This is a genomic window from Mesobacillus maritimus (assembly GCF_044803185.1).
GTDB lineage: Bacteria > Bacillota > Bacilli > Bacillales > Cytobacillaceae > Mesobacillus_B > Mesobacillus_B maritimus_B.
Genome location: NZ_CP085225.1, coordinates 185,699 through 201,119 on the forward strand (window position 1 = coordinate 185,699; position 15,421 = coordinate 201,119).

Annotated in this window: 18 protein-coding genes; 17 read left to right on the forward strand and 1 reads right to left on the reverse strand. The window is 40.0% G+C overall.

What is annotated here, in order from left to right; genetic code table 11:
• The first annotated feature begins 357 nt into the window (after positions 1-357).
• From LG336_RS01035 to LG336_RS01050, 4 genes are all read left to right on the forward strand, one after another.
• Positions 358-1,749, forward strand: a complete 1,392-nt coding sequence (locus tag LG336_RS01035; RefSeq protein ID WP_404333063.1) for a DEAD/DEAH box helicase — start codon at positions 358-360, stop codon at positions 1,747-1,749.
• Positions 1,750-1,883: 134 nt separating this feature from the next.
• Positions 1,884-2,855 (forward strand): UV DNA damage repair endonuclease UvsE, encoded by a 972-nt coding sequence (gene uvsE / locus LG336_RS01040; protein ID WP_404330749.1) that lies wholly within the window; start codon positions 1,884-1,886, stop codon positions 2,853-2,855.
• 308 nt (positions 2,856-3,163) lie between these two features.
• Positions 3,164-3,643, forward strand: coding sequence for a PH domain-containing protein (locus LG336_RS01045; protein ID WP_404330750.1), 480 nt, complete (start codon positions 3,164-3,166; stop codon positions 3,641-3,643).
• The gene (locus LG336_RS01050) at positions 3,636-5,078 is read left to right on the forward strand and encodes a PH domain-containing protein (RefSeq protein WP_404330751.1); all 1,443 of its coding nucleotides are present in this window, start codon (positions 3,636-3,638) and stop codon (positions 5,076-5,078) included. Before LG336_RS01045 ends, LG336_RS01050 begins: the two co-directional genes overlap by 8 nt.
• A gap of 72 nt (positions 5,079-5,150) precedes the next feature.
• Here the strand turns inward: LG336_RS01050 and LG336_RS01055 are convergent, their stop codons facing one another.
• Positions 5,151-5,738: a rhomboid family intramembrane serine protease gene (locus LG336_RS01055; protein ID WP_404330752.1), complete on the reverse strand. Its 588-nt coding sequence runs from the start codon at positions 5,736-5,738 to the stop codon at positions 5,151-5,153.
• A gap of 188 nt (positions 5,739-5,926) precedes the next feature.
• On the opposite strand from LG336_RS01055, the gene acpS reads away from it, so the two are divergent.
• The 13 genes from acpS (at position 5,927) to LG336_RS01120 (ending at position 15,368) form a co-directional block, all read left to right on the forward strand.
• Positions 5,927-6,280: a holo-ACP synthase gene (gene acpS / locus LG336_RS01060; protein ID WP_404330753.1), complete on the forward strand. Its 354-nt coding sequence runs from the start codon at positions 5,927-5,929 to the stop codon at positions 6,278-6,280.
• Positions 6,281-6,818: 538 nt separating this feature from the next.
• Positions 6,819-7,832 carry an outer membrane lipoprotein carrier protein LolA gene (locus LG336_RS01065; RefSeq protein WP_404330754.1) on the forward strand — a complete coding sequence of 338 codons (1,014 nt, stop codon included), beginning with the start codon at positions 6,819-6,821 and terminating at the stop codon, positions 7,830-7,832.
• A gap of 278 nt (positions 7,833-8,110) precedes the next feature.
• Entirely contained in the window at positions 8,111-9,301 is a 1,191-nt protein-coding gene (gene alr, locus LG336_RS01070) for an alanine racemase (RefSeq protein WP_404330755.1), read from the forward strand.
• 360 nt (positions 9,302-9,661) lie between these two features.
• Entirely contained in the window at positions 9,662-9,943 is a 282-nt protein-coding gene (locus LG336_RS01075; RefSeq protein WP_221875774.1) for a YlcI/YnfO family protein, read from the forward strand.
• 4 nt (positions 9,944-9,947) lie between these two features.
• Positions 9,948-10,298: a type II toxin-antitoxin system endoribonuclease NdoA gene (ndoA, locus tag LG336_RS01080; RefSeq protein ID WP_221875775.1), complete on the forward strand. Its 351-nt coding sequence runs from the start codon at positions 9,948-9,950 to the stop codon at positions 10,296-10,298.
• Between the two features lie 229 nt (positions 10,299-10,527).
• Positions 10,528-11,361 carry an RsbT co-antagonist protein RsbRA gene (locus tag LG336_RS01085; protein ID WP_404330756.1) on the forward strand — a complete coding sequence of 278 codons (834 nt, stop codon included), beginning with the start codon at positions 10,528-10,530 and terminating at the stop codon, positions 11,359-11,361.
• A complete protein-coding gene (locus tag LG336_RS01090) occupies positions 11,358-11,714 on the forward strand; it encodes an STAS domain-containing protein (RefSeq protein ID WP_221875777.1) in 357 nt (118 codons plus the stop codon). The genes LG336_RS01085 and LG336_RS01090 overlap by 4 nt, the downstream gene beginning before the upstream one ends.
• A 3-nt stretch (positions 11,715-11,717) precedes the next feature.
• Positions 11,718-12,119: an anti-sigma regulatory factor gene (locus tag LG336_RS01095; protein ID WP_404330757.1), complete on the forward strand. Its 402-nt coding sequence runs from the start codon at positions 11,718-11,720 to the stop codon at positions 12,117-12,119.
• Between the two features lie 11 nt (positions 12,120-12,130).
• Complete coding sequence (locus LG336_RS01100; RefSeq protein ID WP_404330758.1) at positions 12,131-13,141, forward strand: PP2C family protein-serine/threonine phosphatase; 1,011 nt, start codon at positions 12,131-12,133, stop codon at positions 13,139-13,141.
• 56 nt (positions 13,142-13,197) lie between these two features.
• The gene (locus LG336_RS01105) at positions 13,198-13,530 is read left to right on the forward strand and encodes an anti-sigma factor antagonist (RefSeq protein ID WP_404330759.1); all 333 of its coding nucleotides are present in this window, start codon (positions 13,198-13,200) and stop codon (positions 13,528-13,530) included.
• Positions 13,527-14,000: an anti-sigma B factor RsbW gene (rsbW, locus tag LG336_RS01110; protein WP_404330760.1), complete on the forward strand. Its 474-nt coding sequence runs from the start codon at positions 13,527-13,529 to the stop codon at positions 13,998-14,000. Before LG336_RS01105 ends, rsbW begins: the two co-directional genes overlap by 4 nt.
• Positions 13,978-14,772 carry an RNA polymerase sigma factor SigB gene (gene sigB, locus LG336_RS01115; RefSeq protein ID WP_404330761.1) on the forward strand — a complete coding sequence of 265 codons (795 nt, stop codon included), beginning with the start codon at positions 13,978-13,980 and terminating at the stop codon, positions 14,770-14,772. Before rsbW ends, sigB begins: the two co-directional genes overlap by 23 nt.
• A complete protein-coding gene (locus LG336_RS01120; RefSeq protein WP_404330762.1) occupies positions 14,769-15,368 on the forward strand; it encodes a PP2C family serine/threonine-protein phosphatase in 600 nt (199 codons plus the stop codon). The genes sigB and LG336_RS01120 overlap by 4 nt, the downstream gene beginning before the upstream one ends.
• Positions 15,369-15,421: the final 53 nt, after the last annotated feature.

Sequence of the window (15,421 nt, forward strand, 5' to 3'; positions counted from 1 at the left end):
AGTTTGTCAATATATAAGGACGCATTGATTGCATTCACTTCCATCAGGTGGTAAGATTAACATCAAGTGTCTACGTAAGAAAATCCTGTAAAATGACAGGCTCAATCGTTTGGAGAGTATTTTTGCTCCTAGCTGAACGATACTTCTGGCGACCAGCCTCATTTGGACTCTCGCAGTGAACTACACCAAATCCTCCACCTAGGTGTACGAATTTACCAGATAAGGCAAATAGTTGAGATAAACTTAAACAGCCACTTAAAAAATATATCATTTGAACAAGAAAAAGGAGAATGAACAAATTTGACATTGTTTGAAGAATTGGGCATAAGTCCCGCCACACTAAAGTCTCTAAAAAATATGGGTTTTGAAGAAGCAACACCAATCCAGGCCGAAACAATTCCAATGAGTCTGCAAAATAAGGACTTAATTGGTCAAGCGCAAACTGGTACGGGGAAAACAGCGGCATTTGGTGTTCCTCTAATTGATAAGATTGAGAAGGAACGTCGCCAAATCCAAGGGATTATTATCGCCCCTACTCGTGAATTGGCTGTACAGGTTTCTGAAGAGCTTTATAAAATTGGTGCTGGTAAACGTATTGGCGTTCTTGCAATTTATGGCGGCCAGGATATTAACCGCCAAATCCGTGCTCTAAAAAAGGGACCACATATCATTGTAGGTACTCCAGGTCGATTACTTGACCATATTAATCGTAAGACCATTAATCTTGAGAATATCCATACAGTCATTTTAGACGAAGCGGATGAAATGCTGAATATGGGCTTCATTGAAGATATCCAAAGCATCCTTGCGAGTGTTCCTGAAGAGCGACAAACTTTGTTGTTCTCAGCAACAATGCCTGGTCCAATCCAAAAAATTGCTGAAAAGTTTATGAAAGAACCTGAAGTCATTCGTGTAAAAGCACGTGAAATGACTGTTCCATTAATTGAACAATATTATGTTGAAGTTCAGGAAAAAAATAAGTTTGACGTGTTAACAAGGTTACTCGATATCCAGTCACCAGAGCTTGCAATTGTATTCGGTCGTACAAAGCGCCGGGTAGATGAGCTTGCTGAGGCCTTGAATCTTCGCGGCTATACTGCAGAGGGAATCCACGGAGATTTATCCCAAGCAAAAAGGATGTCTGTCCTTCGTAAGTTTAAAGAAGGTTCAATCGATGTTCTTGTAGCAACGGACGTTGCAGCACGTGGATTAGATATTTCTGGCGTTACACATGTTTATAACTTTGACATTCCACAAGATCCAGAAAGCTATGTTCACCGTATTGGCCGAACTGGCCGCGCTGGTAAGCAGGGTATGGCATTGACATTTGTAACACAAAGGGAAAAATCTTATCTGTCAGTTGTTGAAAGAACAACAAAGAAGCGCATGGAACGTATGCAAGCCCCAACACTTGACCAAGCGCTAGAAGGACAACAAAAAGCGGTTCTAGATAAGATTGTTCAGACAATCGAGTCCAATAATCTGCAATATTACCGTCAAACTGCGGAAGAATTACTCCGTGATCATGATGCTACTACGGTTGTTGCATCAGTACTCAAGATGTTGACAAAAGAGCCTGATACAACACCAGTAAAACTAACAGAAGAAAAACCGTTACCTAACCGTGGCGGAAGAGATAAAAAGCCGCAAGATCGTAGAAGAAGTTCGGATTACAACCGCAACAAGAACTACAAACCGCGGACAGCGACGAAAAGAACAGGTGGTAAGCCTTCTCGCTCGTCAAGATAATAAGTAAAAGAAGAGAGCATTCGACATGCTCTCTTTTTTTTGGCTTTTTTTATGATTTTGTTTTATTGAAGGCATACTACGAAATAAAAGATTAAGGTCCATAGCCTATAAATCCTTCAGAGGGGAGACATAGTATGACAATCGTGAGACTTGGTTATGTTGCGATGAGTGTTGAACTTCAAAACTGTTCACCTTCACAAACCATGACCTTTAAACAATTCCAGAGCATTAAAGATCGAGATGCCGCTATCAGGAGGCTTGAACGAATTGCGATATCCAACCTTGAGAACTGTTTGCGTTTGCTTAAGCATAATACAGTAAATGATATTTCATTCTTTCGCTTGAGTTCACGGTTAATTCCGCTAGCAAATCACCCAGAACTAACGGACTGGAAGTATATGAAAGCTTTAAAAGCGCCCTTAAAGTCCTTAGCAGAGTACATAAGGATGAATTCCATGAGAATCGATTTTCACCCTGATCATTTTGTTCTTTTAAATACAACAAGTAAAGACACTTTAAATAATTCTATAAAAACACTTGCCATGCATGAAGCCCTTTTAAAGGGAATGGAGATCAAACCTCAGCATCGCTGTGTTCTTCATGTTGGTGGTGCGTATGATGATAAAGAGAAGGCCCTTGAACAATTCATCCACAACTGGGGGCTGCTCCCTTACCATCTTCAGGATTTAATCATGTTAGAGAATGATGATACCACTTTTACCATCAATGATACGTTGTATCTTTGTGAAAAGCTGGGGATTCCACTTGTGTTTGATTATCATCACCACCTTGCCAATTTTGAAAATGAAGATGATTGGGAAACAAATTGGGAGCGCGTGGTTGGAACATGGAGCCACTCCTCACTCCCCATAAAAATGCACATATCAAGCCCGCGGTCTGAAAAGGACTTTCGCGCCCATGCTGACCATATTGATCCCGATATGTTTATGACCTTTTTGCAAAAAGTACAGGGCAGTGTCCCTGAGATACACTGTATGATTGAAGCAAAACGAAAGGATGAGGCCCTGTTCAAATTGGTTGAAGACCTTAAAGGCAGGGACGGAATAGAGATGATTGATCAAGCCAGTTTTCAGGTACAGATTTAAGTAGGAGTGCTGTGGTTTAGATTGTAGTTCGATGCTGAAATTGCGTCTTCGTGAAAGGTAGGGTTTGTAGATAGCCGGGTAATTTACGTAGATAGAAGCTGGAATTGTGTAGATAGCGGACTGATTCGTGTAGATAGAACGTTGAAATTTGTAGATAGAACCGATAAACGTGAAAATAAAAGATAACTTTAATGATTTACAGGAATACCCTCTCTATTCCAACTAAATGGATTCGATTTTTCCCCATTACCGAAAATACATGTATACTAATAAGTACATAAAAATGGGAGATCTGGAGGAATGTGTTTATGGTGCCTGAGCCGCAAACAAGAATTTCAGAACGGGCGTTGGTGGTGTGGAGAATTTCTGGCGCCATTTCGTCTTTGTTTAGTGGGGTAGTAGGCGGTGGAATCGTCACGCTTGGCGTTCTTTTCGACTGGCCAATCTGGATTATTGCTGGTGTGATTGTCCTCGTTCTAATTTATAGCTATTTAAACATTTTTTTTATTCCGAAGCTAAGGTGGAAACGTTGGCGTTATGAAGTAAGAGAGCAGGAAATTGAGCTTGAGCGCGGTGTATTTATTATTAAAAGAACGCTTATTCCGATGGTAAGGGTCCAGCATGTTGATACACAACAGGGACCGTTATTAAGGAAATATCGGCTCTCAACAGTAATGATTTCAACGGCTGCGACGGTTCATGAAATCCCTGCTCTTGACATGGAAGAGGCAGAAGAATTGCGGCAATCGATATCACGATTGGCAAGGGTGGCGGATGAAGATGTCTGACCCGAAAAGATTACATCCGATTGCAGCAATTATTAATATGCTCCGACAGTTAAAGGAATTAATTGTCCCGATTTTATTCATCACGATTTTTGGAGGCAGAGGCAATGAAGGCCTTTTTTACTTCATTGCTGTTGGTGGGGGTCTTGGACTTGTCCTATTGTCAGGGTTTTTATCGTGGTATCGATTTACCTATCGAGTAGAAGAAGGGGAGTTAAGGATTGAACATGGACTCTTTGTCCGCAAAAAAAGGTACATTCCATTTGAGCGAATTCAAAGTATAGATGTATCAGAAGGGATCCTACAACGCCCGTTTGGACTCGTAAAAGTAAAGGTGGAAACAGCGGGTGGGGCAAGAACTGAGGATGCGGAAGCTGTTTTAACGGCAATACGAAAAGAAGAGGCAAACCATATCCATGAACTCTTGGTATCGGTGAAGAATTCCCAGTTGGGGAATGAATCTTCGGAAGAAGAGGTGCCTATTCGAGAATCAATAATCTATAAATTATCACCTGGAGACTTGCTTCTGCTTGCTTCAACATCCGGTGGTGTTGGCGTAGTGATTTCCGCTGTTATTGCCTTCTTTTTTCAGTTTGAGGAAATCATTCCTTATGAAAAGCTCTATAATGAAGTAGAACATTTCATCGCAAATGGAATCTTTTTCATTAGTATTGTAGTTTTTCTTGGGTTTTTAGTGGCTTGGGTGATTTCTGTTATTATGACTATGCTTAAATACGCGAATTTCACGCTAAAAAAAGTGGACCAAGATCTCATCATTACAAGAGGATTACTAGAAAAGCGGCAAATTACCATCCCATTGAAACGAATTCAGGCTATTCGTATAAGTGAGAACATACTGAGACAGCCACTGGGCATGGCCTCTGTTTATGTAGAAAGTGCTGGTGGTTCAGCGTTAAATGAAGAAGGCTCAAAAGTGCTTGTACTTCCCCTTATAAAAAAACAGCAAATTGCGAAAACCCTTGAGCCGTTTTTAGAGGGTTATCCGTTTAGAACACAGCTAAATAAACTTCCTAGTCGGGCTTTTAGCCGTTATCTAATAAAGGGTGTCGTGCTAGTTATTCCTATAGTAATCGTTGTTAGTTACCTTTTTAGGCCATGGGGTTATGCATCATCTTTATTAATCCTGCCCTCAGTCATCTGGTCAGCATTAAAGTTTAAGGATGCAGGATGGGCATTAGAAAAGGACTCTCTAACTTTAAGGTATCGAACGCTTGTGAAAAGTACAGTCCTTATGAGAAGAGAAAAGGTTCAATCATTAACAGCGCGCAAAAGCTTCTTTCAAAATAAAAAAAGGCTTGCTACCATTGAAGCTGTGGTGAAATCCGGGCATAGTGGTTCGGGAGGCTGTGTAAATGATCTAGAAGATAAAGATGTGGAAGTTATTTATCATTGGTTTTCTCGAGATGTGCACCATTAAAAATACGACCAAAAAAGCGCCGATTTCGGCGCTTTTTAAACAAGGTAAAGTGGGCTTAACTGATAGCTTTCGCTATCGTTTTAGAAAGAACACTCTTCCTGTTAAGAAACCGGCGATTAAGCCAAAAATGTGGGCGGTGATATTGATGTTTGATTGGACAAATGTCATGATGACGCCAATAACAGCGATGGTTACAATAATTTGCGAATTCTCTTTTGAAAGTAACTCTTTTCTAAACATACTAATCGCAAGGTAAAAACCAAATAAGCCAAAAATTGCGCCACTTGACCCCACGTGGGTATAAGTAGGTGGCTCAAGGATAAGAGTGGCTACATTAGCGGCAATTCCTGTCAATAAATAGACCAATAGGAATTTAGCTTTGCCCAGTATTCTCTCTAATGCAGGACCGAAAAGAACTAAGGAAAAACTATTGAAAAGTAGATGTGTGAAGCCAGAATGGACAAAGATGGGAGTGAAAATCCTCCAGATTTCTCCTTGTAAAATGTATAAATTAACTCCGGCTAATAAAGTGAAAATTTCTCTGCTTGGCAACAGTGGTAGTGTCGTGGCGAGGTATACCAGCAGATGAATAAATAGAATCAAGGTTATGAGTGGATAGAAACGAATAAATTCTCGAAAACTCTCGGTTCGGACGAACATATAATACCTCCTATTAACTTCCTTCGTAAGAAAATTCTTGGGCGAATTAAAAAAACAACTATTTTGTTTAGATTAACCTATAGTTAAAAGTATAAGTTGTGGCTTGGTTTATTGTCTACTCCAGTGACTAGCACTCATGTACCATGCTAGTGACTTTATCAATAATTTATTAGAAGGTGGCTGAAGATATGATTGCAGGAATTGGCCTGGATATTGTTGAACTTAGCCGGATTGCAGCATTACTTGAAAAACAAACGCGATTTCCGGAACGAGTTTTAACTGAGTATGAAAAAGATGTTTTTATAAAATTAAATAATAGAAGGAAGATTGAGTACCTAGCCGGTCGCTTTGCAGCGAAGGAGGCTTTTGCGAAAGCAAATGGTACAGGGATTGGTAGGGAATTATCGTTCCTAGATATTGAAATCCAAACAGACCAAAAAGGAAAGCCGTTCATTGTAAAACCACTTTCAGACGGAGTTCATCTTTCCATCACCCATAGCCGTGATTACGCTGCTGCTCAAGTAATCATTGAAAAAGGCTGATTTCGTAAACATGGATGTTAAAATCCTAAAGCCGATTTTAACGTAGCATACTCTTTTTGGTACGTTATAGTAAGTTTGAAAGCTCTTTTCTCAGAGAATAGCAGCTATTTTGGAGTGAAATAAAGCTTATATCATTCGATTTTTATATCAGTTAGCAACAACGTTTAAGAAAAGAGCCTTGAAAAAGGCTGATTTCGTAAAGATTGTTGTTAAAATCCTAAAGCCGATTTTAACGTAAGGTAAGCTATTTTGTACGTTATAGTAGGTTTGCAAGCTCTTTTCTCATAATTAAGAAGCTATTTTGCAGTGAAATAAAGCTTCATCCATCCTATTTTGTATCCAAGAGCAGCAAGGTTTGAGAAAAGAGCCTTGAAAAAAAATAAAACAGGCTTTCAGAAAGCTTGGTCATAAACCCTTAGGTTGTCTCATATATTCATAGTGCAACAGGGGAGACAAGACCAGGCGGCGGGAATATGGCTGTAGACTGTCTTTTCTTTCCCTTTCCACGTTGAAATTAGACTAAAAAGGGGTTGAAGGAATGAAGAAAAAGTTTTGGCTGTTTCTCGCTGGGGTGATGGTTATATTCGTTTTGGCTGCATGTGGTGCTAAATCACAGGAAACAGTGGTTAAGGACCTTGATAAGAACTTATCTGAGTTGAAGAGTTACAAGGCGAATGCAAAAATGACCCTCCAAATGGGGACAGATCCACAGGTGTATGAGGTTGAAATTTGGCATAAAGACCCATCCTATTATCGGGTAAACTTGAAAAATGCCGAGAAGGATCAAAGTCAGATGATCCTGCGTAATGATGAGGGAGTGTTTGTCTTAACTCCGGCGTTGAATAAGAGCTTCCGCTTCCAAAGCAGTTGGCCGCAAAATAGCAGTCAGGCTTACTTATATGAATCCTTAGTAAATGACATTCTTGAGGATAAAGAAGCAAAGTATACGGAGACAGAAAAACATTATGTCTTTGAAACAAAAACTCGCTATCAAAACAATCAGATGCTGCCAATTCAGGAAATTAAATTGAATAAGAAAGATTTGACCCCAGCAAGTGTAAAAGTCATGGATACTGACCGCAATGCTCTTGTTACAGTTGAATTCTCCGATGTGGAATTCGGGGCAAGCTTTGATGACGATGCTTTCGATATGAAGAAAAATATGACGGCTTCCCAATTAGAAGTGCCGGTTATGGCGGGCGGGGAAGATAACCAGTTTACAGTGAAATATCCTCTAGCTGAAATACCAGGCGTGAAGTTGTCCGATGAGCGGGAGATGAATACTGAAAATGGCAAGCGAATTGTCTTAACCTATGATGGGGAAAAGTCCTATACACTAGTTCAAGAAAAGGCGGACGTAATGAATGATGGTGCTCACCCAGTTTCGATGGATGGAAATCCAGTTGACCTAGGGTTTACAATTGGGGCGCAGTCAGATAATACCATTCGCTGGACACACTTAGGTGTGGAGTATATGCTAGCATCCTCCGATTTAACACCTGAGGAAATGGTAATGGTTGCGAAATCGGTTCAGGGTGATGTGATTAAATAATCGACCTAATAACAGGCTCATATAATGGGCCTGTTTTTTCTTGAAAAGATAAGAAAGTATATAAGTTTTGACATTGAGAATTGTCCAGCTCCAGCGCCCTAGCGCTTTTCTCATTATATAGAGTAGCTTCTTAGAATAAATGATGTCGGTAGGAGAAATGAAGGATCATAATGAATTTGTTTAGGGATTCACTGCTAAAAACTTTCTCTTTGGACAAAATGTTGTAGTATGCATTTGACATTTCCTACTTCCTGGTTCGATAATATTACAGATAAGCAATGGGACGTATTATAAGGAAGTGTATTTACGTGAATGAACAGGCTTTTTTTTACCGAGATACATGGGTGGAGGTAAACCTCGATTGTATCGCAGCAAATGTTTCCGCAGTTAGGGCAAGGCTTCCCCAAGGTGTAGCCATAATCGGCGTGGTCAAAGCAAATGCCTACGGGCATGGTGATTACCAGATAGCCAAAGCGGCCCTTGATGCTGGAGCTTCAATGCTCGCTGTAGCTTTTATGGATGAAGCGCTCTCCCTTAGAGGGAAAGGAATTTCCGCTCCAATTCTTGTGCTTGGAGCAACTCGGCCGGAGGATGTGAACATCGCTACGGCTGAAAACTTGACGCTCACTGTTTTTGAACCAGAATGGATTGAAAAGGCGAAAGAACATCTAGATTCAAATGAAACCTTGTTCTTGCATGTTAAAGTGGATACAGGAATGGGGCGTATAGGAGTTAGAAGTATAGAAGAATTATCAAAGATTGAAATGATGATTGAGTCGGATCCGCGATTGATGTTTGATGGCATCTTCACGCACTTTGCAACAGCGGATGAATTGGAAGATTCCTACTTTCATGAACAGCTGGTTCGGTTTGAGGCGATGGTTGCTAGCCTGCGCTCGCGCCCAGCCTGTATTCACAGTAGCAACAGTGCTGCTGCGCTTCGCTATGGAGAGGCAAACTTTAACGCAATCAGATTAGGAATCGTCATGTATGGACTTTCGCCTTCGCCAGAAATAAAACCCGAGTTGCCGATTCCATTAAAAGAAGCGTTTTCCCTGCATTCAAAGCTTACTCAAGTGAAAAGGGTAAACAAGGGTGAGAAAATTAGTTACGGTGGTACCTATGAAACCACTGAAGAGGAGTGGATTGGGACCATTCCGGTAGGTTATGCTGATGGTTGGATAAGAAAACTGCAGGGCCAAGAAGTGTTGGTTAATGGGGTTCGCTCTCCCATTGTTGGTCGTATCTGTATGGACCAATGTATGGTCAAGCTTCCTTACCAAGTACCTGTAGGGACAGTGGTAACCTTAATAGGGGAACAGCAGGGGTCAATTGTTCCAATTGATGAAATTGCCAGTAAATTAGAGACCATTAATTATGAAGTTCCATGCCTGATTGCTTCAAGAGTGCCAAGGTTGTACAAAAGAGATGAAAAAATCATCGATATGAAGAATCCGTTGCTTCCCTAAAGGTTGTTTTTGTGAAAATTGTTGTTAAAATCCTAATGCCGATTTTAATGCAGGAAAGGTAATTTTGTGCGTTAAATTAAATTTCTAAGCTCTTTTCTCGCAAATTAAGCTATTTGTAATGAAACATAAGCCCATCAATCACATTATTTTCCGTAGGCAACAAAGTTTGAGAAAAGAGCTTCCCTAAAAAATAACAAATGAAGGAATCTATGCATAAAATAATCTTTTCTTGGCGGATAATACAATAGAATTGCCAATGCATCTTTGCATCTGGCTGAATTAATGTTAATATTAGAAATGGTAAAGAAAAATAACAAAACGTGAAACGGTATGTAGTGATGATGGTGGAGGTGTATGTTTGTGTCTGAATCCAGCGCAACAACTGAAATCCTGGTAAGGTTACCGCAAAACCTATTAATGGAACTAGATGGCTTTGCAAAACAGGAAAACGTAAACCGAAGTGAATTCATTTACCAAGCAACAAAAATGTACCTGCGCGACAGGAAAAAGAGACAAATTCGTGAATCCATGAGACGTGGGTATATGGAAATGGCCAAGATCAACCTAACGATTGCATCTGAAGCATTTCAGGCAGAGTACGAGGCAGAGCACACTGTCGAACGTTTAGTAAGCGGAGGATAATCCGTTGATTGTAAAACGTGGTGACGTATATTTTGCGGACCTATCCCCAGTTGTTGGTTCAGAGCAAGGCGGCGTCCGCCCTGTACTTGTCATTCAAAACGACATCGGGAATCGGTTTAGTCCCACAGTAATAGTTGCAGCCATAACCGCTCAAATCCAAAAAGCGAAGCTGCCGACGCATGTTGAAATTGATGCGAAACGTTACGGCTTTGAACGAGATTCGGTCCTATTATTAGAACAGATTCGTACAATTGACAAACAACGCTTAACCGATAAGATTACCCATCTCGATGATGAAATGATGGAGAAAGTGGATGAAGCGCTTCAGGTAAGTTTAGGCCTTATCGAATTCTAATATATTCATTAAAAACGCTCTTATCAGGGGCGTTTTTTTATTTGGAAAATTTTAAAGTGGGATGATTGGTGCGACCGTTTTAATAGAAATAATATTTGACGTTCCCCCTAGATACCTTTAAATTGGTATATAATAACGATAATTTTCAATTGTTTAGCAATTTATTTGTTTAAGTTAATAGAAATCCGGGTAAAAGAAAAACTTGTAAGCATCTGTGGGGGGATGAGGAATGAATAAGTTGATTTTTGAATTTATCGAGGCCCATAAATTAGATATTCTTGATGAATGGATTAAAACAACAAAAGATGAAAATGACGACAGAGTCGTTAATGTTATTTCCGACCAAGTATTTAACAGTACAAGCCGTGAATTTGTCGATTTAATTATTACAAATTTAAAGGGGTCTAAAGGCGATTATCATTCAAGATTAAAGGAATTTGCAGAAAAAGTTGTTCGCCTTGGCTGGCCATTAACATTTGTATCGAGTGGGTTGCATACATTTGGAGTAATTGTATTTAAACGGATGGAACAAAGTGGTGTGATGACGATTGAAAACCAAAGGAGTCTTTTCCGTGAATTTGATGAATGGATGACGTCCTTGAATATCGAAATCATTGGGATTTATGCTACTACATGGGAAAAGACTGTTTCACTGCAGAAGATTGCTCTTCAGGAACTATCTGCTCCTCTAATTCCAGTGTTTGAAAGAATTACCGTTATGCCCTTAGTAGGCACGATTGATACAGAACGAGCTAAACAAATTATGGAGAACCTATTAAAAGGAGCTGTTAAGCATCGCTCTGAGGTTGTTTTAATTGATATAACAGGTGTTCCTGTAGTTGATACAATGGTTGCTCACCATATCATTCAAGCAGCAGAAGCTGTGAGGTTAGTTGGTGCGAAATGTATGCTTTGCGGCATTCGCCCAGAAATTGCCCAAACAATTGTAAGCCTAGGGATTGATTTAACGCAGTTTACAACCAAAAATTCTCTCCAAAAAGGGATTGAAGCGGCACTAGAATTAACGAATCGCAAAATAGTTAGTGTGGAGGGTGTAAAGTGAGAATACCCATTCTAAAATTATACAACTGTCTCTTGGTATCAATCCAGTGGGAATTAGATGATCAAACCGCCCTTCAATTTCAAGAAGACCTTCTCCAAAAAATCCACGAAACAAGTGTTAGCGGGGTTGTGATTGACCTAACCTCTATTGATTTTATTGATTCCTTTATTGCAAAGGTACTAGGTGATGTAATTGATATGTCCAACCTGATGGGAGCCAAGGTGGTTATTACAGGGATTCAGCCTGCGGTTGCTATCACGCTAATTGAGCTGGGTATTGGGCTTAATAATGTCCTAACGGCTATTGATTTAGAAAAAGGGTTGGAGAAATTACAACAGGAATTGGGGGAGTAATGAATGAGCATCCAATCCTGTGTGACAATCATTAATGAATGGGACATTGTGGCTGCAAGGCAGCTGGGGCGCAATGTTGCGAAAGAGCTTGGGTTTGGAACAGTTGACCAAGCAAGAATCACAACCGCAATTAGTGAATTAGCTAGAAATATTTACTTATACGCAGGGAAAGGACAAATCTGCATTGACAAATTATATGATGGGGGAAAACCCGGTGTGAAAATCAGTGCGATTGATAGTGGTCCTGGGATTAGTGATATACGCCAGGTTATGGAAGATGGCTACTCAACATCAGGTGGGCTTGGGGCAGGATTGCCTGGAGTCAAACGATTGATGGACCAATTTGAAATTGAGTCTATTCCTGGAGATGGAACAAAGATAAAAGCAACGAAGTGGCTTCGTTAGGAGGGGGTTTCATGGATTTTCGAGAAGTAATGGAACCAAAGTATCGAGAGCTTCTTGAAAACTATATAATGGATCAGTCGGAGCAGGCCCTCTATGCAGGTCAAAAGTTTAGTCGGAAATCGATTGAGCATAAAATCTCCCCTGAAGAAATTGTCAGTCTCCACAAAAGTCTGCTCATGCAGATGCAGCCTGATCTTCCAAAGACTGTGTTAAATTCATTTGATATCCTTCTTGAAGTGATGATTGGTTATGGTTTAGCTTATCGGGAGCACCAGAGTCTTCGCCATAAACAAGAAGAACTTAGATCGGAGATGGAAATCGCCGCCAATGTCCAACAGACGTTGCTCGGGACAAAAATTCCAGAAGTCGATGGGCTCGATATCGGAGCAATCAGTGTTCCGGCAAAACATATGAATGGAGACTACTTTCATTTTGTTCAGGATGAGAATAACTGTATAAGTGTGGCAATTGCAGATGTCATTGGGAAGGGAATTCCTGCTGCTTTATGTATGTCAATGATAAAGTATGCGATGGATAGTTTGCCTGAGAACAGAATGGGGCCAGGAAGTATCCTTGAAAATCTCAATAGAATTGTGGAGCAAAATGTTGATCCAAGTATGTTTATCACGATGTTTTACGGAATGTTTAATCCAGAAAACAACCTATTATCCTATGCGTCCGCAGGACACGAGCCAGGTTTTTACTATAATGCAGCTAAGAAGGAATATACCGAACTGAGTGCAAAAGGACTCCTTCTAGGAGTTGAAAAAAGAACGAAATATAGCAATTATCAAAAAGAGGTTCATCCTGGTGATATGATTATCCTTTTATCTGATGGTGTCACAGAGTGCAGAACAGATGAGGGATTTGTTGAGAGAGGAATATTAATTGACTATATTAACAAATACATTCATTTAAGTGCTCAAGACATTGTGAATAAGGTATTTAAGGACTTAGAAAAACTTCAACATTTTCAACTGCGGGATGATTTTACCCTAATTATCCTAAAAAGGAAGGTTTAATGCCTAATTTGAAGGGGTAATGATTAACAGCATGAATGTAAAAAGGTGGGTCTAATATGAATTTAACCATAAATATTAAAGAGACCGATATTTTACTGGAGATATCTGTAGAAGGTGAGATTGACGCATACACTGCTCCTCAGTTACGTGATCGGTTATTTCCGCTCTCAGAAAAGGTTGGAGTGAACATGGTTATAAACTTATCTGGTGTTTCTTATATGGATAGTACAGGACTTGGAGTATTTGTTGGCGTTTTTAAAAACGTTAAAGCGAATAACGGTCAATTTAAAATTAACGGACTTTCTGGGCGTCTACAAAGACTCTTCGAGATTACTGGACTTTCCGATATTATTGATGTGAACAGCCAAGTAGAGGGTGAAGTAAAATGAATAGGCCTTATGACTATGTCGAAATGAAAATCCCTGCAAAACCGGAATTTGTGGGTGTCATTAGGCTGACCTTGTCTGGTATCGCTAGTCGAATGGGCTTTTCCTATGATGAAATAGAAGATTTAAAAATTGCAACAAGTGAAGCATGTACAAATGCTGTACAACATGCTTATAAAAAAAATGAAAAAGGCGAGGTTGTGATTGGCTTTGGCCTCTATAAGGACCGTCTTGAGGTCATGGTAGCAGATAGTGGTCAAAGCTTTGATTTTCACTCAGCTCGTAAAAGTATTGGTCCCTATGATCAAAATGAATCCGTTGAATTCCTTCGAGAAGGAGGCTTGGGGCTCTACCTAATCGAAACTTTGATGGATGAAGTGAGAATTCATCATAAAGAGGGTGTCACGGTCTTCATGACCAAGTACCGAGAAGGAGAGCGGGTGGAGACTGATGCAAAAACAATCTCAACCTAATCATAATCCTAAGTCTGATGTGAATGAGTTAATTCATTCATATCAAAAAAATGAAGATGAGAGTGCCCTAAACGAATTAGTCATCCAGTATAAAGCGTTGGTAGAAGCCATTGCTAAAAAATATTCTAAGGGGCGTTCATTTCACGAAGATATTTACCAAGTGGGAATGATTGGTCTTCTCGGGGCAATCCGGAGATATGATGAATCATTTGGAAAAAGCTTTGAAGCTTTTGCAGTTCCAACCATTATTGGTGAAATCAAACGTTTCCTGAGAGATAAAACATGGGACGTTCATGTTCCTCGAAGGATTAAAGAGCTTGGACCTAAAATTAAAGTGACAGTAGAGCGTTTAACAACGGAGTTGCAACGATCTCCAAAAGTGGACGAAATAGCAAAAGCCTTGGGAGTTTCCGAAGAAGAGGTTTTGGAGGCTATGGAAATGGGGAAGAGTTATCAGGCACTTTCCGTTGATCACTCGATTGAAGCAGACTCTGATGGTGGGACAGTAACACTATTAGATATTGTCGGGAATATTGATGTTGGCTATGAAAAGATTAACCAGCGGCTAGTGCTTGAAAAGGTTCTCCATGTATTATCGGACCGGGAAAAACAAGTCATTCAATATACTTATCTAGAAAATATGAGTCAAAAAGAAGCTGGTGATAAGCTTGGAATATCACAAATGCATGTGTCGCGTATACAACGGCGGGCAATAAAGAAGCTTCAAGAGGCAATTAATGCTGAGAATAATAACCCGGAGTGTCCTACATGATTGAAAATGTTGGCAATAAACTTGAGTTGTTTGTCCACCAGACGACAAAGGCTGGAAATACAGAATGTGGAGATAGTTATTTTTATAAAGCCACGGACGAATACTTTATCTGCGTAATGGCAGATGGGTTAGGAAGTGGGAAGTATGCACATGAGGCTTCCTCTGCCGTTGTTTCAGTGGTTGAAGAATACCATCATGAAAATTTGGATAGCCTTATGTCCCGGTGTAATAAGGTTTTATATCAAAAAAGAGGAGCGGCCGTATCTATCCTAAAAGTCTTTTTTGAGAGAAAAGAGTTTGTCTATAGCGGTGTGGGGAATATTCGCTTCTATTTATATTCCCCTCAAGGCAAACTCACCTACCCTTTGCCGGTTAGCGGCTATCTATCAGGGAAACCCCAAGCATTTCATACACAGTGCTTTGCTTATGAGCCGGAATCAAAGTTCCTGATCTATTCTGATGGCTATGATATTCACGGCGCAAAGTCTTTGTTGGGAGGATATCGTTCTACCAAAGCGATTGCAGGTGAAATAAAACGAAACCATGTTGATGGAATTGATGATGCGACATTTATTCTAGGAAGCTTGCTGAATTAGTAGGCTTTTTTTTTATCATTAGAATTTCGATGAATTATCCAGTCTGAGGATTG